The organism is Mycobacterium sp. NGS68, assembly GCF_059812195.1.
Genome location: NZ_JCALCE010000001.1, coordinates 324,048 through 348,253 on the forward strand (window position 1 = coordinate 324,048; position 24,206 = coordinate 348,253).

At 68.1% G+C, this 24,206-nt stretch carries 18 protein-coding genes; 10 read left to right on the forward strand and 8 right to left on the reverse strand.

Going from position 1 to position 24,206, the window contains the following annotated elements; translation table 11 throughout:
* The first annotated feature begins 45 nt into the window (after positions 1-45).
* Entirely contained in the window at positions 46-3,198 is a 3,153-nt protein-coding gene (locus tag AC5Y5V_RS01430; RefSeq protein ID WP_499930785.1) for a bifunctional cytochrome P450/NADPH--P450 reductase, read from the forward strand.
* Here the strand turns inward: AC5Y5V_RS01430 and AC5Y5V_RS01435 are convergent.
* Positions 3,171-3,854, reverse strand: a complete 684-nt coding sequence (locus AC5Y5V_RS01435) for a class I SAM-dependent methyltransferase (RefSeq protein WP_499930787.1) — start codon at positions 3,852-3,854, stop codon at positions 3,171-3,173. The two genes, AC5Y5V_RS01430 and AC5Y5V_RS01435, sit on opposite strands and share 28 nt — an antisense overlap.
* Before the next feature lie 80 nt (positions 3,855-3,934).
* Complete coding sequence (locus AC5Y5V_RS01440; RefSeq protein ID WP_499930789.1) at positions 3,935-4,975, reverse strand: alpha/beta fold hydrolase; 1,041 nt, start codon at positions 4,973-4,975, stop codon at positions 3,935-3,937.
* Positions 4,976-5,185: 210 nt separating this feature from the next.
* On the opposite strand from AC5Y5V_RS01440, the gene AC5Y5V_RS01445 reads away from it, so the two are divergent.
* The 3 genes from AC5Y5V_RS01445 to AC5Y5V_RS01455 are packed head-to-tail and all read left to right on the forward strand — an operon-like array spanning position 5,186 to position 8,375.
* Entirely contained in the window at positions 5,186-6,001 is an 816-nt protein-coding gene (locus tag AC5Y5V_RS01445; protein ID WP_499930790.1) for an SDR family NAD(P)-dependent oxidoreductase, read from the forward strand.
* Between the two features lie 16 nt (positions 6,002-6,017).
* Positions 6,018-7,250: an acyl-CoA dehydrogenase family protein gene (locus tag AC5Y5V_RS01450; RefSeq protein ID WP_499930791.1), complete on the forward strand. Its 1,233-nt coding sequence runs from the start codon at positions 6,018-6,020 to the stop codon at positions 7,248-7,250.
* A complete protein-coding gene (locus tag AC5Y5V_RS01455) occupies positions 7,251-8,375 on the forward strand; it encodes an acyl-CoA dehydrogenase family protein (RefSeq protein WP_499930792.1) in 1,125 nt (374 codons plus the stop codon). It begins immediately after the preceding gene.
* Here the strand turns inward: AC5Y5V_RS01455 and AC5Y5V_RS01460 are convergent.
* Positions 8,372-8,983 carry a hypothetical protein gene (locus AC5Y5V_RS01460; protein WP_499930793.1) on the reverse strand — a complete coding sequence of 204 codons (612 nt, stop codon included), beginning with the start codon at positions 8,981-8,983 and terminating at the stop codon, positions 8,372-8,374. The two genes, AC5Y5V_RS01455 and AC5Y5V_RS01460, sit on opposite strands and share 4 nt — an antisense overlap.
* Before the next feature lie 114 nt (positions 8,984-9,097).
* Here AC5Y5V_RS01460 and AC5Y5V_RS01465 point away from each other — a divergent pair, with 114 nt between their 5' ends.
* From AC5Y5V_RS01465 to AC5Y5V_RS01480, 4 genes are all read left to right on the forward strand, one after another.
* Complete coding sequence (locus tag AC5Y5V_RS01465; protein WP_499930794.1) at positions 9,098-9,985, forward strand: oxygenase MpaB family protein; 888 nt, start codon at positions 9,098-9,100, stop codon at positions 9,983-9,985.
* A 93-nt stretch (positions 9,986-10,078) separates the two neighbouring features.
* A complete protein-coding gene (locus AC5Y5V_RS01470; protein ID WP_499930796.1) occupies positions 10,079-10,549 on the forward strand; it encodes a DIP1984 family protein in 471 nt (156 codons plus the stop codon).
* Positions 10,550-10,899: 350 nt separating this feature from the next.
* Complete coding sequence (locus AC5Y5V_RS01475; protein WP_499930797.1) at positions 10,900-12,351, forward strand: FAD-binding oxidoreductase; 1,452 nt, start codon at positions 10,900-10,902, stop codon at positions 12,349-12,351.
* A 254-nt stretch (positions 12,352-12,605) separates the two neighbouring features.
* A complete protein-coding gene (locus tag AC5Y5V_RS01480; RefSeq protein WP_499930799.1) occupies positions 12,606-14,354 on the forward strand; it encodes a PPE family protein in 1,749 nt (582 codons plus the stop codon).
* 47 nt (positions 14,355-14,401) lie between these two features.
* Here the strand turns inward: AC5Y5V_RS01480 and AC5Y5V_RS01485 are convergent, their stop codons facing one another.
* The 5 genes from AC5Y5V_RS01485 to benA are packed head-to-tail and all read right to left on the reverse strand — an operon-like array spanning position 14,402 to position 21,991.
* Complete coding sequence (locus AC5Y5V_RS01485) at positions 14,402-17,026, reverse strand: helix-turn-helix transcriptional regulator (RefSeq protein WP_499930800.1); 2,625 nt, start codon at positions 17,024-17,026, stop codon at positions 14,402-14,404.
* An 11-nt stretch (positions 17,027-17,037) separates the two neighbouring features.
* Positions 17,038-17,427, reverse strand: coding sequence for a YchJ family protein (locus AC5Y5V_RS01490; RefSeq protein ID WP_499930801.1), 390 nt, complete (start codon positions 17,425-17,427; stop codon positions 17,038-17,040).
* A gap of 13 nt (positions 17,428-17,440) precedes the next feature.
* Positions 17,441-20,080, reverse strand: coding sequence for a benzoate 1,2-dioxygenase electron transfer component BenC (benC, locus tag AC5Y5V_RS01495; protein ID WP_499930802.1), 2,640 nt, complete (start codon positions 20,078-20,080; stop codon positions 17,441-17,443).
* Positions 20,081-20,090: 10 nt separating this feature from the next.
* Positions 20,091-20,606 (reverse strand): benzoate 1,2-dioxygenase small subunit, encoded by a 516-nt coding sequence (benB, locus tag AC5Y5V_RS01500; protein ID WP_499930803.1) that lies wholly within the window; start codon positions 20,604-20,606, stop codon positions 20,091-20,093.
* Positions 20,603-21,991 carry a benzoate 1,2-dioxygenase large subunit gene (gene benA / locus AC5Y5V_RS01505; RefSeq protein WP_499930804.1) on the reverse strand — a complete coding sequence of 463 codons (1,389 nt, stop codon included), beginning with the start codon at positions 21,989-21,991 and terminating at the stop codon, positions 20,603-20,605. Before benA ends, benB begins: the two co-directional genes overlap by 4 nt.
* Positions 21,992-22,169: 178 nt before the next feature.
* Between benA and AC5Y5V_RS01510 the strand changes: the two genes are divergently transcribed.
* Positions 22,170-23,081 carry a LysR substrate-binding domain-containing protein gene (locus tag AC5Y5V_RS01510; RefSeq protein WP_499930805.1) on the forward strand — a complete coding sequence of 304 codons (912 nt, stop codon included), beginning with the start codon at positions 22,170-22,172 and terminating at the stop codon, positions 23,079-23,081.
* On the forward strand, positions 23,078-24,181 hold the full coding sequence (locus AC5Y5V_RS01515) for a mandelate racemase/muconate lactonizing enzyme family protein (RefSeq protein WP_499930806.1): 1,104 nt from the start codon (positions 23,078-23,080) through the stop codon (positions 24,179-24,181). The genes AC5Y5V_RS01510 and AC5Y5V_RS01515 overlap by 4 nt, the downstream gene beginning before the upstream one ends.
* The last annotated feature ends 25 nt before the right edge of the window (positions 24,182-24,206 follow it).

A 24,206-nucleotide genomic window follows, 5' to 3' on the forward strand; every position in this document is an offset into this window, starting at 1 on the left:
CGCAAACCCGAACACTGCGGCCGCCGTGAAACCTATGCTGCCCGCATGACCGAGTTCCGCGCGTCGCCCCCGCCGGATTTGCCCGGTATTCCGTCCGCGGAGGGGCCCTTGCCGGGTCCGGAGCAGCTTGCCGGCCGGCCCCGCGCGCTGGCGGTGGACCTGCTCGGCGAATTGCACGGTCCACTGTTCTACGCCGACTTCAACGGCGGCTTCCGGAAGCTGTACGCGTGCTCGCTGGAGCTCGTCAGCGAACTGTGCGACGAAAGCCGCTTCGCCAAGAACCTCACGGCAACCCTCGAACGGGTCAGGCCGCTGGCCGGGGACGGCCTGTTCACGGCCTACCACGGCGAACCGAACTGGCAGCGGGCACACGATGTCCTGATACCGGGTTTCAGCTACGCGGGTCTGCGCGCCTATCACGCGGCGATGCTCGACATCAACAGCGGGATGATCGACCGGTGGGACGCCAGTTCGGGAGTCCAGCCGGTTGACGTGTCGGCCGACCTGCAGAAACTGGCCATGGACACCGTGGCGCTCGCCGGATTCGGTTCCCGCTTCGATTCTTTCGCCCACCCCGGCCTGGCGCCGATCCCGCGCAGCTTCACGACCGCACTGGGGGAGCTGGGATCACCGACGCCGACGCCGGTGTTTACCGAAGAACTGGCAGCCCTGTACGCGTTCATCGATGGGCTGATCGCCGAGCACCGATCCGGTGACCGCACCGACGAGGACCTGTTGGCGCTGATGCTGCAACAGGATCCGAGCGGCACGCCGGTGCTGGAAACGGAGAACATCCGCAACCAGATACTGACCTTCCTCATCGCCGGGCAGCTCACGACATCGGAGTTGATGCCCAACACGCTGTACAACATCGTCAGCGACCCGACGGTGCTGCAGCGGGTGCAGGCCGAGGTGGACACCGTCTTTGGGCCCGACGACGACTACCTGCCGGGCTACGACGACATTGGCAAGCTGACCTATCTGCGGCAGGTCATCGAGGAAACCCTGCGACTGTCTCCGCCGGTGCTCAGTTTTGATCGAATGGCCCTGGAAGACACCGTGATCGGCGGCAAGTATCCGGTCAGGCGCGGCGAGGCCGTCGCGATCCTCACCGGCGCTTTGCACCGCCAGCCGCAATGGGGCGACAACGTCGAGTTGTTCGATCCCGGCCGCTTCGCCCCCGAACGCTCGGCGGACCGACCGACCGCGTTGTTCAAGCCTTTCGGCACGGGTGCACGCTCATGCATCGGCCGGCAGTTCGCGCTGCACGAGGCGGCCATGGCCGTGGCCCGGATCGTGCATCGTTACCGCCTCATCGACACGTATCACTATGTGCCGCAGTGGGAGCACCCCAACAGTCGTCGGCCGGTCGGATTCCGGCTCGATCTGCTGCGGCGCACCCCGCAGGATCGCCACACCGAAACACCGTGCCTCGCAGCCACGGAAACCGCCGATCAGCACCCGACGGCGATCAGGGCCGGGACCCGGCTGGCCATCCTGTACGGTTCGAACCTCGGCACCTGCCGCGGCCTGGCCCGCCAATTCGCCGACGATGCAACGGCTCTGGGCTGCGCGGCGACGGTCGCGACCCTCGACGAGGCCGTCGGCGGCTTTCCCGAGGCCGAGGCCGTCGTCATCGTCGCGTCCTCCTACAACGGGCAGCCGACCGATGACGCGCGCGCCTTCCTCACCTGGCTGCTCGACGCCAATACCGTGCTGAACCCGACGCCCAACGTCGCGGTTCTCGGTGTGGGCGATCACAACTGGGCGGACACCTACCAGGTGGTCCCGCAACGCATCGACGACCGGCTCGGGGAGTTGGGCGCCAACCGTCTGGTCCCGCGGGCGGCGGCCGACACCTCGGGGGACCTGGTCGGCACCATCGAGGAATTCGCCGGTGCGCTGTGGTCGTCGTTGGCCGAGCGCTTCGGTGACCCCGACGCCGCGCCGATCACGGATGCCGCCGAACCGCTCTACGAATTGCGCCAGATCGTCGGCCCGGTGACGGCGGCGATGGACGCACGGTCATCGGTGGTCCCCATGACCATCGTCGAGAACACCGAACTCGTCAGCGCCAGTAATGGCATGGCTCAGGCCAAACACCATATCCGCGTGGAACTTCCGGACGGCGTCGACTACCGCACCGGCGACCACCTCACGGTCCTCGCCGACAACCCGCCCGAGGTCGTCGACGCGGTCTTGACGCACCTCGGCATCGACCCCGGACTGAGGTTGTCGATCAATCCTCGGCGCAGCTCGAGGCGACTCATCGCTCTGGACCGCGAAGTCAGCACGCGGGAACTGCTCACCCACTTCGTCGAATTGCGTAAACCGGTGACGCCCAGTCAATTACGCCGGCTCGCGGCAGCCAACAACTGTCCTCCGGAGCGCCGGCGCCTCACCGACTTGGCCGAAGACCCTGACGGATGTCCGCTCAGCGTGTTGGAGTGCCTCGCCGAATACCCGGCTTGCGTTCTCACCGGCGCCGAACTTCTCGAACTGCTCGACCCGATGGCGCCGCGGCACTATTCCATCGCGTCGTCGTCGCTGCTGTCGCCGCGCACGGTCGGGTTGATCGTCAGCGTGCTCGACGCGCCGGCCCGATCCGGTTACGGCTCGTTCAAGGGTGTCGCCTCCAACTACCTCGCCACCGTCCAACCCGGGCGGGTGATCCGGGCGCGCGTGGACCCGGCCCGCCAGGCGTTCCGGGCCGGTGCCGATCCGGCCAAGAACGTGATCCTGGTCAGTGCCGGTACCGGCGTCGCGCCGTTCTACGGTTTCCTCGGTGACCGCCTGGCCGCACAACGCGCCGGCGCCCCGGTGGAGCCCGCGCTGTGCTTCTTCGGGGTGCGCGACCCGCAGGTCGACTACATCTTCCGGGATCAGTTCGAAGCGGCCGAGGCCCTGGGCATCGTGCGGATGCGCCCGGCCTTCTCGCGCTCGCCGCAGGACGGGGTTCGGTACGTGCAGGACCGGATCGCCGCGGACGCCGACGCGGTATGGGACCTGTTGGGCGATCCGGCCAAGGATGCCCACGTCTACGTCTGCGGGGATGGCGCGCGCATGGCGCCGGCCGTGCGCGGGTCGTTCCTCGGCATCTATCGGACACGGACGGGCGCCGACGACGGACAGGCCCGCGACTGGCTCGACGGTCTGGTCGCCTCCGACCACTACGTCGAGGACGTCTGGGCCGGGTAAGCCGTCCCCACCACGAGCGGAGAGACGATGGCCGGCATCCCGGCCCACACGGCAGCATCGGCTTCGACGGTGAACCCGCAACTGCGCATCAACTCGAGTGTCGCGCGGTTGCACACGCAACCCCCCGCGAAGCCGCGCCAGGGACGCACCAGCATGTCCTGACACATCGCGAGGAGCCGCCTGTTCGCGCGGACGTGTTCGATGAACAACAGCCGCCCGTCCGGGCGCAGCACCCGCGCGATCTCGCGGAGCGCGCGTTCCGGATCTGGCACGGTGCACAGCACGAGCGTGGCAACCATGGTGTCCACGGACGCGTCGGGCAGGGGGAGACACTCGGCGCTCGCGGCCGTGATGCGCGCGGCGCGTCCACTGCGCGCGAGGCGCCGAGCGAGTTTCCGACGCATGCCGGGCTCGGGTTCGGTGAGCAGGACGTCGTCGACCGCGCCGCAATAGTGCCTGATGTTCAGCCCCGTGCCGGCGCCGATTTCGACGACGCGACCGCGGGCGCCGGCGAGCAGCGCGCGCCGTCGGCGCCGCATGCCGACCAGCTCACCGAGCCAGAGAATCGGGTCGTACAGCACGGCCATCACCCGCAGCCACGCCGCGTACGTGGGAGTGGCTGTTCGGTCGGTCTCGCTGTGGGCGATCTCGGTCATGCCGCGAAGCTACGAGGTTCCCGGTGGCGTGCGCATCGCCTGGTTCGGCCATCTTGCTGAGCTGGCCGATTCCGGCCAGCTCAGAGCAGCCCGAGCCGGGTGGCTTCGGCGACGGCGGCCGTGCGCGACGGACTACCGAGCTTGTAGCGAATGTTCGCGACGTGGCGGTGCACGGTATGCGGGCTCAGCTGCAGCTGAGTCGCGATCTCGCGATCGCCGAGGCCGCGCGCAACGCAGCCGAGGATTTCGCGCTCGCGATCCGACAGCAGCGTCGGCGAATCCTCGCGCGCGGCGGGCGGACCCGGCCGCGGCTCCAGTGCCCGACGGCAGGCCCGGACGACGGAATCGACGTCGCCGAACCACGGAAAGTGTGAACTGCCTTGCAGGGGAACGAGTATCGCGCCGGTGATAGAGGCGGCGACCGCGCGCCCGAGGCGGTACGGCACGGCGCGGTCATCGCGGCGATGCAGCACCGTCGTCGGGACATGCACCAGGGGAAGACAGCTACGGACGTCCAGGCGATAGACCATCCGCAACAACGCGGCGGCGGTCTCCGCGCTCGCCGACTCGCGCTGCACCCGCGCGAAGCTTTCGTGGTCCGCGTCGTCGGCACCACCGAGGAAGATGTTGCTCAGCACGCGCGAGCCCAGACCCCAATGTGCCTGTACCGCAGTGACGATCGCGTCCGCGACCCGCGGCGGCGTCAGGTCATCGCCCTGTGGGTACGAGCCGAAGAGCAACAGGTGCTCGACGTTCTCCGGATACGCCGCCGCGAAAGCGACGGCAGTGCAGCTTCCGGAGGAGCCGCCGATCAACGACACGCGATCGAGCCCGAGTTCGTCGAGCACCGCACGCAGCGTCGCGACCTCGGCGTCGAGCGTCAGATCGGACTCGTGCACGGTGCGGTCGGACATGCCGACGCCGATCCGGTCGTAGCGGATCAGCGTGCGGCCCGACGCGACCCCTTCCCAGAATCGCCGCACGCCCGGTATCTGCCAGTCGAGTTCGAGGTGACTCACCCACCATGCCGGGGCCACGAGCGGCGGACCGGCACCGCGCACTTCGTACGCCAGCCGGCGGTCGCCGACCGGCAGGAAGCGAATCCCGGATTTGTCGTGCATCGCTTTGAGCGTACTCACGGCAGTGGCGCCAAATGGCGTCCGGAAAAGTAGGCCGCAGCCTTCGCGTTCAGCGCGTCGAGTGTCGGGTTGATGCACGCGTTTGTGCTGCGGGCGTGACATAAGCCGACATTCGGGCGGGATTGTTGGGGGCGGTGCGGTAGAACGGTAAGCGCCGTACATCATCGAAGATGTCCACAAGGGAGCGTCGTCATGCAGTCTGTCCGCGGAAAGAATGTTCTGATCACTGGAGCCGCCATGGGGCTCGGCAAGCTGTATGCCACCCAGGCCGTCAAGGAGGGCGCCGCCGCGGTGGTCCTCTGGGACGCCAACGAGACCGCGCTCAAGGAGACCGCGTCCGAGCTGGAAGCCGCCGGCGGCACGATCCACTACGAAACCGTCGATGTCACCTCGCAGGAGCGGGTCGCCGAGGCCGCCGAGCAGGTTCGCAGCGGCGTCGGCACCATCCATGTGCTGTTCAAAAACGCGGGCATCGTGCGGGGCAACGGTTACTTCTGGGAGAACGAGCCGCGCGACTTCCTGCTCACGATGCAGGTCAACTCCATCGGCCCCATGCTGGTGGCCCGGGAGTTCCTGCCGGCGATGATCAAGTCCGGCACCGAGTGCCGCCTGGTCAACATCGCATCCTCGGCCGGGCTCAACGCCATCCCCCGCATGGCCGCCTACGCCGCATCGAAGTGGGCGGCGATCGGCTTCTCGGACTCCGTGCGGCTGGAACTCGAACAAGCCGGCCACGACCAGGTCAAGATCACCACCGTATGCCCGACCTACATCAACACCGGCATGTTCGAGGGCGCCAAGGGCATCCTGTTCACCCCGATGCTCGAGCAGGAGGACGTTGTCAACGAGGCGTGGGCGGCGATGCTGAAGGGCGAGCCGTTCGTCATCATCCCGTGGACATCGAAGATGAACAAGGTGCTGTCCGCGGTGTTGCCGGTGCGGTTGCGCGACGCCTACCTTCGGCGCGTGGGCGTCTACAACTCGATGGACGAGTTCACCGGCCATTAGGCCGGTCGGAGACATCATGGATCTGCAGTGGTCACAGGAGGAGCTCGCGTTCCGCGACGAAGTCCGGGAGTTCCTCGAGCGAAAGCTCACCCCCGAACTGCGGCGCGCGGGCCGGCTGATGACCAGCGTGTACGCCAACCACGAGGCGAGCATGGCGTGGCAGGGGATTCTGCATGAGCGCGGCTGGGCCGCGCCGGCTTGGCCGGTCGAATACGGCGGCTGCGACTGGACACTCACCCAGCACTACATCTTCAGTCGCGAGTCCACGTTGGCGGGCGCACCGTCCCTGTCTCCGATGGGGATTCGGATGGTGGCCCACGCGATCATCAAGTACGGAACCGACGCGCAGAAGGACTACTTCCTGCCGCGCATCCTGACCGGCGAGGTGTTCTTCTGCCAGGGGTACTCCGAGCCCGAGGCGGGGTCGGACCTGGCCGCCCTGTCGATGGCGGCCACCTCCGACGGCGACGACCTGGTGTGTACCGGCAGCAAAATCTGGACAACCCATGCGGCCGAGGCGAATTGGATGTTCGCCCTGGTGCGTACCGCCCGCCTGGAGAAGAAGCAGCAGGGCATTACCTTCGTGCTCATCGACATGAGCTCACCCGGCATCACCATCCGCCCGCTGGTCATGACGTCGGGCGAGGAGATTCAAAACCAGGTGTTCTTCGACGAGGTGCGGGTGCCTAAGGCCAACGTGCTCGGCGAGATCGACGACGGCTGGACCGTGGCGAAGTACCTGCTGGAATTCGAGCGTGGCGGCGGCGCCGTGGCGCCCGGCCTGCAGGTCCGGGCAGAGGAGATCGGTCGTGCCGCCACAGGCCAACCCTCGCCCGGCGGCGGAACCCTGGCCGACGACCCCGCGTTCGCGCACAAACTGGCCGACGCGCGGATCCGCGCGGAGGTGCTGGAGATACTGGAATATCGCGTGCTTGCGGCCGTGGCCGAGGGCCGCAACCCCGGTGCGGCGTCGTCGATGCTCAAGATCCTGGGGACCGAACTCAGCCAGACCCTGACCGAACTCGCGCTGGAGGCGGCCGGGCCCTACGGCCGGGCTTACCAGCCGCACGTGACGGAGCCCGGCGGCCCAGTCACCGAGTTCGAGCCGCCGGCCGACGGATACGCGGCGGGTGAGTCCTGGCAGGCGGTGGCGCCGCTGCGCTACTTCAACGACCGGGCGGGCTCGATCTACGCCGGTAGCAACGAAATTCAACGCAATATTCTGGCCAAGGCCGCACTGGGGCTGTAGATGGACTTCAAGCTGACCAAAGAGCAGGAACTCCTGCGCGATGCGCTGACGAAGTTTCTCTCCGTGCGCTACGACCTGGACAAGAGCCGCACGGCCGCGAAGACCGGAATCGGCTGGCAGCCCGACATTTGGCGCGGGTTCGCGACCGAACTCGGCATACTCGGGGCGACGCTGCCGGAGGATCTCGGTGGAATCGGCGGCGGCCCAATCGAACTCATGGTCATCACCGAAGCGCTCGGGCACGCGCTGGTGATCGAACCGTACGTCGACACTGCCGTCGTCGCCGGCGGGCTGTTGCGCCGAGCGGGCGGCCCGACGGCGACGTCGTTGCTGCAGAAGATCATTGCGGGCACGGCGATCGTGGCGGTGGCCGCGGCGGAACCTGAGTCCGGTGACCGCTGGCAGGATGTGTCCACGCTGGCCGAACGTGACGGCGATGGCTGGATCCTGAACGGCCGCAAGGTGATGGCGGTAGGTGCGCCGCTGGCGACGCAGCTGTTGGTCACCGCCCGCACGCCCGGCGTCGACGGAATCTCGTTATTCCAGCTGGATGTGGACTCGGCCGGCGCCGCGCTCCACCCCTACCGCACCATCGACGACCGGCGCGCGGCCGACGTCGAGTTCAGCGACGTCCGGCTGCCGTCCGCGGCCCTGCTGGACGAGCCGGGCCAGGCGTGGGCGTCGTTGAGCCAAGCGCGGGACGAGGGAGCGGCGGCCGTCTGCTCCGAGGCGGTCGGCTGCATGCGAAAAGTCCTGGCGGACACGGTCGAATACTGCAAGCAGCGCCAGCAGTTCGGGCAGCCCATCGGTCGCTTCCAGGCGCTGCAGCACCGCATGGTCGACATGTACATGGAACTAGAACAGGCCGTCGCGGCGGTCTATCTCGCGATCCTGCATCTCGAGGCGGACGAGGCGACCCGCGCCCGGGCCGTCTCGGCCGGCAAGGCGACCGTCGGCCGTGCTGCGCGGTTCATCGGCCAGCAGGCCGTGCAGTTGCACGGCGGGATGGGAATGACCGAAGAGTTGGCGATCGGCCACTACTTCAAGCGGCTCACCGCAATGCAGTACGAGTTCGGCACCACCGACCACCATGTGGCGCGATACGCCGAGCTGACGAAAAGCTAAGCCGTGCAGTCGCTGAGCCGCGCCGGCGAAAACGTCACCGAGCCGACCCCGCCGAGCGTCAAGCCGTTGTCCGCGAGCGTCATCGTCGTCGTGTAGGGGCACGTCTGAATGCCCGTCAGGCCGGTCAGGAACTGGACCTCGTAGGCGTACAGGAACGTGCGCACCAGCTGGTTGCCGTCCCACGGCACGTCCAGCGCGAAACCGAGGGACGACGCGGACCGTGCCCCGAGGATGCGCGGCCCGGCCTCGCCTATCCCGGGTGTCAGGTAGAACGGGGCGCCGTCCGGCTTGTTGCCCGACACGCTGACGCTACGGATCCGGTAACCGGTGGCGCCCGACGGGATGAGCGGTCCCCGAGAGATCTTCGTGCTGAACAGAATGGAGTAGTTGGTGCCGCCGACGATGGCGGTGGTGCTGAAGCTGGTCGAGGTGAACTCATGGGGCAGTTGCACCGCGCAATTGCCGACCTTGCCGGACGGATCACCGCATTCGGAAGGTTCCGCCGCCGCCTGCGGTCCGACGAGCGCGCCGCCGATGACGGGCAACGACAGTGCGGCACTGCGCATGAACACTCGGCGGGACAAGCCGCCGTCCGCGAAGTTCGTCATTCGATCGCCTCCTTCGTGGCCTGGTCGCCTTGGGGTGCCCCTACCGGCAAACTCAAAACCTACGTCGGTTGCGTTCGGGCGTCCATTGACCACGGCATCGCTTAGGCTGCCGCTGTGAGCGCACCCGTCGAGCTGGGACCGCAGTCATTGCTGTGGCGCTGGGCGGGTGATATGCGGATCGCCTTCGAAGGCGGCACGGCGGGACTGATGCAGACGATGCACCCCGCCATCGGTCAGGCGCTGATCGACCACTCGAACTTCTTCGACGATCCCGTCGACCGCGTATTCCGTTCCCTGCCCGGCATTCTCGGTACGGTCTACGACGGGCCGCAGGCGGACGAGACGGGAGTCAGGGTGCGTGACTTCCACCGCGACATCAAGGGCGAACTGCCCGGCGGGCAGCGCTACCACGCCCTGAATCCCGAGACCTACTGGTGGGCGCACGCCACCTTCCAGGTGATGGTGCACCGGCTCGCCGAATACTGGGACACGTACCGGCTGACGGTTCGGGAGCGCGAACGGCTGTATCTCGAAGGCCGCGAATGGTATCGGCGATACGGGGTGTCGGAGTCCGTCGTGCCGCCGACGCTGGCCGAGTTCAAGCGTGAGTACCGCCGCTACTGCACCGAGGTGCTGCAGCCCAACGCCGCCTCGGACTACCTGATCGAGTTCATCAAGCGTCCCGCGATACCCGACATGAGCGCGTCGCCGGATTATCCGAGCCCGCCCCTGCTGCGGCCGCTGATGGACGCGCTGCTGCCCACCCTGCCCGTGCGGACCGCGCTGGCGCCGCCGATGCGCCTGGTGATCTTCGGTGGCCTGCCGCCAATCATTCGGGAGCGCTTCGACATTCGGTGGACTCGTGCCGACGAGACCCGCTACCTCGCGGTGCGCAGTGCCGTCAAGCGCGGGTGGCGCACGGTGCCCGCGGCCCTGAGGTGGCACAAGGCGGCCCGCAAGGGCTGGCTGCGCGAGCTGGGCGCTGTCCCGCGGCGGTTCTAGCCCCCTGCGGCGCCCCGAAAAATCCGTTGCCAGCCAATTGGATTAGGTCCATCATGCTAAGGGCCGTCAGGCCGATCACAAGAGGGAGGAGCTATGAAGCTAGCCGAAGCACTGTCGTTGCGCGCGGATTCGGTACGCCGGGTCGAGCAACTGCGGGCCCGCATCGTGGGCAGTGCGCGCTACCAGGAGGGCGAGGAGCCTGCCGAGGATGCCGCTGCCCTGCTCGCCGAAGCCGGCGAGGCGCTGCGCATGTACGAAGCCCTGGTCCGGCAGATCAACCGCACCAACGCCGCAAGCACGATCGGTCCCGACGGCACGTTGACCGATGCGCTGGCCCGCCGGGACGCGCTGCGGCTGCGCCACTCCGTGATCACCGCCGCGGCGGACGCGGCCGCGGGCAAGAACCAGCCCGGTTACGCGCGGCAGCTGCGGTCGGAGCTGAAGATGCTGTCCGCCCTGCCGGTTGCCGACCTGCGGTCAGAGGCCGACGTTCTGGCCCGTGAGCTCCGCGAGCTGGACGTGCGAATTCAACGCTCCAACTGGGAGGTAGAACTGCTGGACTGAACAAATCGAGGTGAAGCGGGTAGTCGTCGCGGAAGCGTGCACAAGCCCCGACCGGCGGGCTAAGCCGGTCTCCTGGCGCGCAGAGGGCAGCGCTGAGGGTTCAACTCCCTCGTTAACACCGCAGCCCAGCATGGCGCACAGGTGACGGTGCACGGCTCACAGCACACCACCACGTGCAGGTTCGCGGCGGCGAGGGCGGGTAAGGGGCGTACACCTCGGTGCTCAGGGCGGTTCGGTAACGGAAAAGGTTCGGCTACGTTGCAGTTGTCGCGCGGCAGGCCGCGCGGCGCCGCGGTTTCTCCGTGCCGTGGTCATGATGCGGGGCATGACGCAATCGCGGGAGCCCGACGTTGGCGCGTGAGATCACCCGCCAGGCGTTCCTGCGTGGTGCCGCCGGGGCGTTGGCCACCGGCGCGGTGTTCGGGTCGGGCACAGTCGGATCGGCCCGGGCCACCGCGGCCCCCAATGCCGCCGGTTGGGACGGTCTGTCCACTGCGCTCGGTGGGAAGGTGTTGCTGCCGGACAACCCCCAGTTCGCCGCCACCAAACAGGTTTTCAACACGAACTACAACGGGTCGACCCCGGCGGCGATCGTCACTCCGGCAACGCCGGCCGATGTGCAAAAGGCGATGGCTTTCGCCACCGCACAGAACCTCAAGGTCGCCCCGCGCAGCGGCGGACACTCCTACGTGGGCGCGTCCACCGCAAACGGGACCATGGTCCTCGACCTGCGCCAGCTGACCGGCGGGATCAACTACGACGCCGGCAGCGGACACGTCACGGTGACACCCGCCACCAGCCTGTACGCGATGCACGAGGCGCTGGCCGCGGCCGGCCGGGGCATCCCGACCGGCACCTGCCCGTCGGTCGGTTCGGCCGGGCACGCGCTGGGCGGCGGGATGGGGGCCAATTCGCGGCACGCGGGCCTGCTCTGCGACCAGTTGGTGTCGGCGTCGGTTGTGCTGCCCGGTGGCCAGGCGGTCACCGCGTCGGCCGCCAACAACCCCGACCTGTTCTGGGCGCTGCGCGGCGGCGGCGGCGGGAACTTCGGGGTGACGACGTCGTTGACCTTCGCGACGTTCCCCACCAAGGACGTCGACGTCGTGAACCTCAACTTCCCGGCGGAGTCGTTCGCGCAGGTCCTGGTCGGCTGGCAGAACTGGCTACGGACCGCCGACCAGAACAGCTGGGCGCTGGCCGACGCCACCGTCGATCCGGCGGGTGTGCATTGCCGCATCCTTGCGACCTGCCCCGCCGGTTCGGGCAACAGCGTCGCGACCGCCATCGGTTCGGCTGTGGGGCTGCAGCCGGCGGGTACCGAGCACCACACCTTCAATTACATGGAGCTGGTGCGGTATCTGGCCGTCAACAACCTCAACCCGTCGCCGCTCGGATACGTCGGGGGGTCGGACGTCTTCCCCACCGTCAACGCGGCCGTCGCCAAGGGAATCGCCTCGGCGGTCAACGCCTTTCCCCGCGGCGCGGGCCGCATGCTGGCCATCATGCATGCGCTCGACGGCGCGCTGGCCACGGTGGCACCGGGCGCCACGGCGTTTCCCTGGCGCCGGCAGTCGGCGCTGGTGCAGTGGTACGTCGAAACGTCGGGTGACCCATCGGCGGCCACCGGCTGGCTCAACACGGCACATCAAGCGGTGCAACAGTATTCGGTCGGCGGCTACGTGAACTACATCGAGGCGAACCAGCCGCCGGCCCGCTACTTCGGCCCCAATCTGTCCCGGCTCAGCTCGGTGCGGCAGAAGTACGATCCTGCCCGGGTCATGTTCTCCGGGCTGAATCTATAGCCCTTCGAACGTCACCCGCCTCCGGCGATAGCCCTAAAGGCTCGGGCCGCATCCGCGCGAGCTGGAACAGCGGCAGTTCGCAGGCAACCTGATACACGGCCATCCGGCCTGCCGCACGGTCTCCCCACGGACGTTGCGAAGCGCACGGCATACTCATTGAAAATGAAAACCATTTTCATTAAGCTCACCTCGGAAGGCCCTCCGGCCAAAGGAGTACCTGTGGTGACTTTGCCTGCTGTGCGTTGCGGTGTCGGATGACTGCGCCGGTGTGGATGGCTTCGCCTCCCGAGGTGCATTCGGCGTTGCTCAGCAGCGGCGCGGGGCCGGGGTCCTTGCTGGCCGCAGCGGAGGCGTGGAGCTCATTGAGCGCGGAGTACGCCTCTGTGGCGAACGAACTCATTGCCTTGCTGGGAACGGTGCAGGCCGGCGCATGGGAGGGGCCGAGCGTCGAGTCGTACGTTGTGGCGCATGCCCCGTATCTGGCTTGGTTGATGCAGGCCAGCGCCAACGCCGCGGGACTGGCCGCCAGCCATGAGGCCATGGCCGCGGCCTACAGCACTGCGTTGGCGGCTATGCCGACGCTTGCCGAGCTAGGCGCCAACCATGTGATCCACGGAACTCTCTTGGCGACCAACTTCTTTGGGATCAACACCATCCCGATTGCGCTCAATGAGGCCGACTACGCGCGGATGTGGATTCAGGCCGCCACCACGATGAGCGCGTATCAAACGGCCTCCAGCGTCACGGTGGGGTCGACACCGCAAACCGGTGCGGCGCCACAGATCCTGAAGTCTGACGCGCAAGCTCCCGCCCAGTCGTCGGACGGGATCGTGCAACAGATCGAGCAGTTCCTGCAAAACCCGCTGGGGCTGCAGCAACAGATCCTGCAGATCCTGCAGGGCCAAATGGACAGCGACAACCCGTTGGGCCTGCCGCAGGGGCTCGTGAATTTCTTACAGGACCTGGGCATAGGAAACACCCAACTCGCTCACGACCCGACGGTCGACAATGCGCTCGATCAGTTCATCGCGAACCTGCTGCAGCGCTTCGCCGGCATCAATTGGAGTCCGGGAGAGGGCACGATCAACGGACTGGAATACGACGAGTACGCCAATCCGGGCCAGGCTTCGTTTTGGGTCGCGCGAAGCCTGGAACTTCTTGAGGATTTTCAGAATTTCGGAGACCTCTTGAGGACAAATCCGGTCGAGGCGATTCAGTGGTTCATTAGCTGGCAACTGTTCGACTTCCCGACCCACATACTCGAAGTCGCGTCCTATACGGTCGCCAACCCGGAGCTGGCGCTTGTTGCCCTGCCCGCCGTGAGCCCGGTGGGCGCGGTGGGAGGTTTCGGCGCGTTGGCCGGCCTGGCCGCCCTGCCACCACCCGCTATCGCACCGGCGCTGGACCCGCTCGCGGGCGCGCCCCTGCCGGTGCCGGTCGTCACTACCGCCCCGGCTATCACCCCGCCGCCGATGACCACTGGCGGGACCCCGGCACCCGCGCCCACCCCGCCCAGCCCCCCAGCCCCTGCGGGACCGGCACCGGCACCCCCACCTGCGGCCGCGGCGGGCTTTTTGCCGCCGTATGTGGTGGGGCCTCCCGGCATCGGAAGCGGCGTGGGGATGGGCACCAGCGACAGCGCCAGGGCCAAGAAGAAGGCGCCGGAACCGGATACCGCGGCCGCGGCGGCCGCGGCGGCAGCGCGTGAGGCGGCAAAGGCGCGGCGACGCCGACGCGCGAAGCAGCGTGGTTACGGTGACGAATTCATGGATATGGATGTCGAGGTCGACCCCGACTGGGCCACGCTCCCGGACCAGGGTCCTGGGGTGTCGGATCAGGGTGCCGGAGACCTGGGATTTGCCGGCACGGCGCCCACGCAAGCGGTCCGCGAGGCGGCGGGCCTGACCACATTGGCGGGTGACGAATTCGGCGGCGGCCCGCGGATGCCGATGCTGCCCCGTACCTGGGGCCCAGACGGTACGGGCCAGGGATCGGCGCGGTGACGTCGACGACGGCGCCGGGGTCGTCCGGTGGTGATTCACCGGCGCCGTCAGCGCCGCAGCGCTACCAGCTCGGTGCGTGAGCGGACGCCGAGTTTCGCGTACACCCGGGTCAGGTGGTACTGGACGGTCTTCGGCGATACGTACAGTTCAGCCGCCACCTCACGGTTCGAAAGCCCCTGCACCACCAGCGATGTCACCGCCTCCTCCTGGGGTGTCAGCTCGACGCTGTCCCGTGATCCGCGCGCCGCGTGCATTCCGCCGGCCTTGAGTTCGCGATCGCAGCGGGCCACGTAGGTGGTGGCCCCCAGGGACAGGTACAGCTCGCGGGCGGTATTGATGATCGCATCGGCCTCGCGGCGTTTACCGGCGCGGCGCAGCGTCTGACCGTAGGCGAAGTTGACCCGGGCGAGGTCGTAACGCAACGGCAGGCCGTCGAGCTGGGCGAGCGAATCCTCGAATTTGGCCCGGGCCGACCGCAAATCACCTTGGGCGCCGAGCAGCCGTCCCCGTGCGTAGCCGAGGCGCGCCGTTGCCGAGCGATGCCTGCGCGCGCGGGTGCGGTCCTCGTGGGGTCGCAGGAACGCGTCGGCCTCGGCCAGCCGGCCTTCGACCACCAAGGCGTTGGCCAGCACGTCCGGCCATGGCCAGTAGCCCGGCTCGGTCAGCGACGTGCCGGGGGCCATCCGGGTCAGCGGCTGGATGCAGCGGTTCACCTGCGCGTAATCCGCTGCGGCCTCGGCGATCTGGGCGCGCGCCAACAGCAGGGGGATCCTCATGATCTCGTAGTCGTGGGTCACCCGGTCGGCTGAGCGGACCGCCGCGTGCGCGGCGTCCCAATCGCCCCGCAGCGCATTGACCTGTGCGGCGGTCCATTCCAGAAGCGGGGTGACGACGACGATGCCGCTGGCCGCGGCGAGCGCACGGCCCGCCTCGACGGTGTCGCACGCCTGATCCCAGTCGCCCGACACGAATTGGACCCTGGCCAACCAGCCCAGGGACCACAGCGTGATCCGCGCCGAACCGCCGAGAGCGGCGGTGGCCACGGCGGTTTCCAGGCTGGACCGGGCACCGTCGATGTCGTCGCGGATGAGCTGCACCCAACCGCGACCCATCGTCACGCGCTGCGCCTGCGCGCCGTATCGGACGCGCTCGGCGAGTTCGTCGTAGGCTGCGGAGGCGCGTTTGGGGTGGCCGGCGGCGAGCAACCCGAGCCCGCGGATGGCGGCGGCTTCGAGCCCGGCCGCGGAATCATTTGATGCGAGCCCCAGTGCGGTCTCTGCCCAGCTCACCAACTCGCTGCCCTGACTGCGCATCAGCGAGTGCAGGACATAGCGTTGGGCGATGAAGGCGGCGGTCTCGGGATCGCGTTGCGGGTTCACGATGTCCCAGGCCCGGGACAGCCGGACCTCCGCCTCGGTGGAGCGGCCACGCAGGATCGCCAGATACGCCAAAACGGCGTTACGCAAGGGTGTTTCGCGCAGGCTCTCGACGGCGGGCACCATCGCCGCGGCAGCGCCGCAGTCGCCCGCGGCCACCAGCGCGTCGACCGCCCGGGTCAGCCGTTCGTCGCGCAACAACGGATCGGGGGTCAACCGGCTGGCGTCGCGAAACAACGTCGCGGCCCGTGCCCATGCGCCTTCGGCGCCATGCCGGCGCGCCAGGGCATCGAGGTCGACCGCCAGGGACTCGTCGGGCACCGGTGCCGCCGCCACCCGATGCCGCAACCGTCGGACGGGATCGTCGGTGAGTTCGGCGGCCCTGCGGTGGGCCTGGGCCGCTGCCTGTGTCCCCATGAGTTCGAGCACCGCCGCGGCGGTCAGCGGACCCGCCAGCTCCGGCTCGAATGGCGTTGTCGGCGAGAGCAGTCCGGCATCGTGGGCGCCGTCGATGGCGTGCAGTGGATCGTCGAGCCCGGCGAGCGCCGCGACGTCGACGAGGGGCGCGTTCTCGCCAAGCACGGCCAGCGCCTCGACCAACGAACGGGCGTCGGGGTCGCAGCCTTGTAGCCGGGCCCGCACCGCGTCCACGACGTGTGCCGGAGCGGGGAGTTCGGCATCGGGTCGGGCCCACACCGCGGGCGGCACCTGCTGCAGCAGCGCCAGTACGTCCCGAGGGTTCCCGCGGGTGTGCTGCGTGAGCGCTTTGGCCAGCGCCGGGTGCAGGCTCACGTCGTGTCGGCGGGCCAGGTCGGCGACGGCCGGTGCGGGCAGGCCCGCCAGCCGGATCTCGGTGGCGGTGATGCGCACCGGCAGGTCGTCGACCGACGGCGCGGTCAACACGACGCAAACGGCCACTTCGTGGTGATGTTTCGCAAAGGTTGAAAGGGCCTGCAACGAAACGATATCGGCGTGCTGGGCGTCGTCGACGATCAGCAGCCGCGGGCCGGCGTCGGTAAGCCGCGAGCGGACGAACTCGGCGGCCTCGACCGGGTGCGCCGGCGCCTCGGCGCCCAGCAACTGGCTCAGCACGCCGCCGGCCATCCCGGTCTCCCATTCCGCCGCCTGCGCCCACCGTGCCGGATGCCGCTCGGCCAGGGCGCGCGACAGCGCTGTTTTGCCGATGCCCGTTTCGCCGGTTACCGCGATGATCCGCGTTTCGGTTTGTGCTTCGGCGAGAAGCTCGGTGAGCCGGGCCAATTCGTGGTCGCGTCCAATGCAGTTCTGCCCGGGCATCGTCTTTGTCGTCAGTCCTGGACGTCGCCGTCGAGATAGCGCCAGCGGCCTTTGTCGCGGGTGAACCTGCTGCATTCGCGCATGATGTGACGTTTGCCGTCGCGTTCGTACTGGGCGCGAAAATCGACCACCCCGGTGGTGTCGCCGCCGGCGCCGGCGACGGTGTCAACAATCTGCAGCCGGCGCCAGGTGATGCCGTTGTCCAGGTCCAGTCGCTTCGGGCGGGTGCGGGGATGCCAGGTCGACAGCAGGTAGCCGGCATCACGCAGCGCGAAGGCGCTGAAGCGCGAACGCATGAGCGCCAGCGCGGTTTCGGCATCGCACGCCCCGTTGTGCAGCGGCCCGCAACAGTCCGCGTAGCCGTCTCCCGAGCCGCAGGGGCACCGCCCGTCGTGTGCCATAGCGGCCATTGTCTCAGCCGAGATCGCCACCGGCGACCGGCAACACCGAACCGGTGATGTAGGAGGCCTCGTCGGAGGCCAGGAAGCAGATCGCGGCGGCCTGCTCGTCGAGGGTGCCGTACCGCTTGAGGAGCGAAGAATCGATGGTCTGGTCGACGTGTGCCCGAAACCAGGCGTGCTCGGTGTCGTTGCGCGGCTCAGGGGTCCCGCGCGAGATCCGGCGCGGCGGCGCCTCGGTGCCGCCGGGGGCGGTGGCGACGACGCGGATGCCGGCGCCGGCGTACTCGAGCGCCAGGGATGCGGTGATCGCGTTGATGCCGCCCTTGGCCGCCGAGTACGGGATGCGGTTGATGCCGCGTGTCGCCGCCGACGACACGTTGACGATGACGCCGGAACCTGCGCGCACCATCGACGGCAACGTCGCGCGGCACGCATACAGCGTGGTCAGCAGGGACCGATCGACCTCAGCGCGGATCTCGGCGGCGGTGAACTCGGTGAACGGCTTGAAGTTGATCGCCCCACCGACGTTGTTGATCAGCACGTCGACCCGGCCGAACTCCGAAATCGCCTCTCGCACCATGGACTCGGCGCCGTCGTAGTGTTCGAGGTCGGTGACGACGGCCAGGCAGCGCCCCCCGTCGGCCAGTTGTTCGGCCAGGCGCCGGACCGATCCACTGCGGTCGGCCAGCACCAGCGTGCCGCCCTCCGCGGCGATCCGGCGGGCGGTCTGCTCGCCGATGCCCTGCGCGGCGCCGGTGACGACGACGACCTTGCCGTCGAACCGCCCGGGCGTGAAGAACCGCGGGCGGCGCGCGGCCCGTTCGGCGGCCATGGAGTCGGCCCAGGCCCGGCGCATCGTCTGCTTGGACCGATCGGCGTGCGCGACGATCAACTCCCGCGCGGCGTCGCGGTCGCCGGCCTCGAACGCGCTGACGATGTCCAAATGGTCCTGCGCGCACAGCGGGTGACACCAGGTGGCGTTGCGCAGCACCTCGCTCATCCGCCCCTTGACGCCCAGCGCCCGGTACGCCTGCAGCAGGTGGTCGTTGCCGGTCAGGGCGAACAGATAGTCGTGGAAGGCGGCGTTGGTTTCGGTGTATTGGGCGGGGTCGACGAACCGGTCGCCGGCGACGTAGGGGGTCGTCGATTCGGCCAGCAGCCGGTAGCCGGCCAGCTGCTGGCTGGACAGCCGGCCCAGGGTCAGCTCGCAGGCACCAAGTTCCAGCGCCTGACGGGCCTCGAAGAGGGCGTCGGACTCGTGAATCTCGGGATGTTCCTCGCCGATCTGATAGCCGTCCTCGGTCACGGCCGGCCCGGTCGGTTCGGTGGGTTCCGGGGCGCCGAACAGGCGCTGGCCGACGATCGAGCGCCCGCCGGTGATCCGCAGCGCGTCGTCGTCGGCGTCCAGCGGCGTCGTCACACCTCCGGCGAGCCCCGCTGACGGGGCCACCAGCTGGCCGGCGACGCGCCGCGCGACGTCACCGGGTGCGCTCACCTGCGCGGGGCGGGCCCACGGATCAAGTTGCCTGTCCGCCAACATGACCTGACCGGCGACCGCGCGCGCCTGCGGGGCGGGCAGCAGGTCCTCCGCGTGGCCGTTAACCGGTACAGCAGGCTCGGTCACGGCGTGGGCCAGCGCGAACTTCTCGTAGTAGAAGCCGCTCGGTTGAATGCCGAAATCCCTCACGTGGCCCCGCACCGATTCCACCATCGCCGGTGGCCCGCACAGGTAAATGGCGACGTCGCCGTCGTAGAGCTGGGCGGGGTGGATCAGGGTCATCACCCGGCCCTGGTTGGGCGCGCGGGTCGCCGGATCCGACACGCAGTATTCCCAGCTGAATCCCGGCAGCGCCGCGGCGATCTCATCGAGTTCAGTGATCGCCACCACGTCGTCGTCGGTCTTCGCGCCGTAGACCAGGTGAACCTTGCGCCGGCTGCCGTCGGCCCGCAGCATCGCCAGCATCGCCAGCATCGGCGCCAGCCCGGTCCCGCCGGCCAGCATCAGCACCGGGCGGTCGGCCTCCCGCAGGAAGAACGACCCGTGCGGCCCGGTGAACGTAATGGCGTCGCCGATGGCGGCGCCGCGGTCCAGGTACTCCGACATCGCCCCGCCCGGATTCAGCTTCACCAGGAACGTCAGCCGGTGCTCGTGTGGGGCGTTGGCGAACGAATACGAGCGGGTCACACCGCGACCCGGCACCTCGATGTTGACGTATTGGCCCGGCAGAAAGGCCAATTCGGAGCGGTCCGAGATGTCGACGCCGAAGCGGATGGTGGTGGGAGAGACGCGATCCAACTGCGCCAAGGTGCCGGTGTAGGTCGCCGCGCGGGTCTTGGCCACGTCGGAGGTGCTGGCAATCTGCAGCACCAGATCCGACCGCGGCTTCATGCTGCACGGCAGCACGTAACCCTGGGCCGCCTCGTCGTCGGAGAGCGCGTCGCTGATATAGGAGCCGCCGTCGTAGCGGCCCGACTCGCAGCGCGCCTTGCAAGTGCCGCAGGCGCCGTCGCGGCAGTCCAGGGGGATGTTGATGCGCTGCCGGTACGCCGCGTCCGCGACGGTCTGACCTTCGCGGCAGCTGATGAAGCGGGTGACGCCATCTTCGAATGCCAGTGCCACCGAGTACTTTTCGGTATCCGTCAATGTGGTCATAGCCGGATCCCTAGATGTGGTAGATGTCTACGACGTGGTGGATGTAGTCGTTCTTGAGCACGACCGTCTTGCGGCGGATCAACGGTTGATCGCCGGAGAAGTCGATGGTGTAGAACGATGTCCCGTAGTAGGGGTCGACGGTCTTGTACCGGAAATACATGGTGTGCCAGTTGAATCGGACGTCGACCAGATCGCCGTAGCGCTCGATGACCTCCACATTCGAGATGTTGTGGCTGGTGCGCGGCTCGGGCAACGAAGTGGCCGACGAGCGCTCGGTCCGAATTCGGAACACCCGGTCCTCGAGTCCTCCTTTGTTGGCGTAGTAGATCAGCGAGATGTCGCGCTGCGGATCTTCGACCAGGCGATCGTCGTCGGTCCAGGATGGCATCCAGTAGACGACGTCGTCGGCGTAGCATTCCAGCCACTTCTCGAATTCCCGGTCGTCGAGGTAGCGCGCCTCGCGGTAGAGGAACTGCTCGATGGCGTTGTGGGTGAGCAGCTTTGAAGCCTTTTCCGTGGTGGTCATCTCGCGACCTCCGCCATGCACTCGTCGGGGCTCTCGGCGTCGAGCGCGGCCCGCATGGTCTGCAGCCAATAGCCGTGCTGAACGGGGTAGAGGCCCTCGTCTTCGTTCTTGACGCCCGCCGACACCACGCCGGTCATGCCCAGCGCCTCGGCCAGTGGGTCGGGTCCCGAAAGCCAATGCCGGGCACCGCGACTCATGTCATTCCAGGGTGCGGCCTCGGCACGGAACGTCAGCTGGCAGGACCGGAACTCCTCGAGGTCGTCGGGCGTCGCCATGCCCGAGGCGTTGAAGAAGTCCTCGTACTGGCGAATCCGCAGCGCGCGCGCCCGGTCGCTTTCGCCCTTGGGCGCGATGCAGTAGATGGTGACTTCGGTCTGGTCCGGAGCGATCGGGCGAAAGTGCCGTATCTGGGTCGAAAACTGGTCCATCAGATAAAGGTTCGGGTACAGGCAGAGGTTGCGTGACCCCTTGACCATGAACTCGGCCCTGGCCTGGCCGAACTTCGCTGTGAGCTCGTCGAGTTTGTCCCACAGGGGGCGGTCCTGCGGATTGGCCGCCCAGGTCCACAGGCACAGGTGGCCGTGCGGGAAGGACCAGTAGCCGCCGCCGGCCTTACCCCAACCGCCGGCGTCCAGCGCCTTGGTGTCGTTGGCGGATTCGCCGGTGCCGCGCCGGCTTGTGGTGGCCGCGTAGTTCCAGTGTGTGGCGGTGACGTGGTAGCCGTCGGCGCCGTTCTCTGCCTGCACTTTCCAGTTGCCGTCGTAGGTGTAGGTCGACGAACCGCGCAATACCTCGAGACCGTCGGGGGACTGGTCGACGAGCATGTCGATCACCGTGGTGGCGTCCCCGAGGTGCTCGGTCAGCGGCGGCACGTCGGGATTCAGGCTGCCGAACAGGAAACCACGGTAGTTGTCGAAGCGCGCGACCTTGGTCATGTTGTGCGAGCCGTCGACGTTGAAGGTGTCCGGGTAGCCGGCTCCTTCGGGGTCCTTGACCTTCAGCAGGGTGCCATCGTTGCGGAATGTCCAGCCGTGAAACGGGCAGGTCAGGGTGGTGCGATTGTCGATCTTGCGGCGGCAGATCATCGCGCCGCGGTGTGCGCAGGCGTTGATCAGGCAATGCAGCCGGCCCTCCCTGTCCCGGGTGATCACGACGGGCTGGCGCCCCATGTGCGTGGTGAAGTAGTCGCCGGGCCTGGGCAGTTGGCTTTCGTGCGCGAGGTAGATCCAGTTGCCCTCGAAGATGTGCTTCATCTCGAGGTCGAAGATCTCCTCGTCGGTGAAGATGCGCCGGTTGGCCCGGTAGATGCCGGCCTGTCGGTCATCGACCACCGCGTTGGCCAGGACCTCCGCCGCATGGCTGCGATTGGTGATTGAAGCGGTCATTGCTTCCTCCGGTTCGGCACGTCGACATGGGCGCTTACCTGCACTTTGGCATCGCGTGCCCGCGGTCACACTAGGTGTATGCCTAGTCCTGACTAGACACGGGATTATTCGACCATATAGATTAATAGCCGCTAAATAAGTCTTTGTGTTTATCGATCGCCGGCCTTACCGTCGAGGTGTGGAATTAAGGCACCTGCGCTACTTCGTCGCCGTCGCCGACACCTGCCACTTCGGGCAGGCCGCCGAGCAGATGCACGTCGCGCAGTCGGCGTTGTCCTACGCGATCCGGCAACTCGAAGCCGAGCTCGACGCGCCGCTGTTCAAGCGCACCACCAGGCAGGTCTCCCTGACCGCCGCCGGCGAATTCTTGCGCGCGGAGGCGGTGCGGATCCTGGCCGGAGTCGACGAAGCCGAGCAGGGCGTCCGCAGCATCGCCACCGGCCGCAGCGGCCTGCTGCGGCTGGGCCTCACCGGCACGGCGGCCTACTCGCATCTGCCCCGCATCGCGCGGATGGTCAAGCGTGAGATGCCCGGCGTCGCGCTGGATATCCAGGCCGACATTCTGACGCCCGGTCAATGCGACGGGTTGCGCACCGGCGCTCTGGATTTGGGTGTTCTGCGGCCTCCCGCGGTCGGCGACGGCATCGAAATGCGCACGCTTGACGTCGAGGCCTTGCTGCTCGCCGTGTCCCTCGACCACCGGCTGGCGGTGGAGCCAGTGGTGTCGTTGAGCGATCTGCGCAGCGAACCGTTCATCTGTTACGCCAGCCGGGATTCCGCGGTCAACGACGCGGTCACGCGCGGCTGCCGGCACGCCGGATTCGTACCGCGACGGGAGCATTCCGCACCCAGCACCGCCGTGCTGTTGGCCTTGGTCGCCGCCGGGCTCGGAGTCGCGGTCGTGCCCGAATCGGTGCGTGCCCTGCCCCTGGCGGGCGTGGTATTCCGCGACCTGCTGGACGCCGGCACCATCGAGCTCGCGTTGGCTTGGCGAGCCGGCAGTGGCAACCCCGTCGTCGCGGTCGCCGTGGACGTCCTGTCGTCCGGGCTGGTTCGCGACCTGGCCCAGGAGAGCTCGGGAAGAACATGAAAATCACTGCCGTGGAAGCGATTCCATTCGCCATCCCGTACGTCAAGCCGCTGCGCTTCGCCTCCGGGGAGGTGCACGTCGCCCAGCACGTGCTGGTCCGCGTGCACACCGACGACGGCGTCGTCGGGGTTGCCGAGGCTCCGCCGCGACCCTTCACCTACGGAGAGACGCAGGCCGGCATCCTCGCCGTAATCAACGGGGTGTTCAGCGCGCAGATCGTCGGCCTCAGGCTGACCGAACGCGAAGTGGTCCACGAGCGGCTGGCCCGCACCGTCGGAAATCCGACCGCTAAGGCCGCCGTCGACATGGCGATCTGGGATGCGCTGGGCCACACTCTGGAACTGCCCGTCTGCGACCTGCTCGGTGGTTACACCGACCGCATGCGGGTCTCGCACATGCTCGGGTTCGATGAGCCGGCTGCGATGGTGGCCGAGGCCGAGAAGATGATTGAGCTGTACGGCATTTCGACGTTCAAGGTCAAGGTCGGACGGCGCCCGGTGACCCTGGACACCGCCGTGGTGCGGGCCCTGCGCGAGCGGTTCGGAGACGCGATAGACCTCTACGTCGACGGCAACCGCGGCTGGAGCGCCGCCGAATCGCTGCGCGCGATGAAGGAAATGGCCGACCTCGACCTGCTGTTCGCCGAGGAGCTGTGCCCCGCCGACGACGTGCTGGGCCGACACTGGCTCGTCGAGAAACTGGACGTGCCGTTCATCGCCGACGAGTCGGTCCCGACGCCGGCCGATGTCACCCGCGCGGTGCTGGGTGGTTGGGCGACGGCCATCAGCATCAAGACCGCCCGCACCGGGTTCAGCGGTTCGCAGCGGGTGCACCACCTGGCCGAGGGCCTCGGGCTCGAGGTGGTGATGGGCAACCAGATCGACGGCCAACTCGGTACCGCGTGCGCGGTCACCTTCGGGGCGGCCTACCAGCTAACGTCGCGGCGGGCCGGCGAACTGTCCAACTTCCTGGACATGTCGGATGACCTTTTGGCGCAACCACTCCGGATCCGCGACGGCGAGTTGCGCGTGCCCGCCGGGTTCGGTCTGGGCGTCGACATCGACCCCGACAAGCTCGCGCATTACCGCACCGATTCCTGAAGATCCAGCCCACAACGGAGTAGGG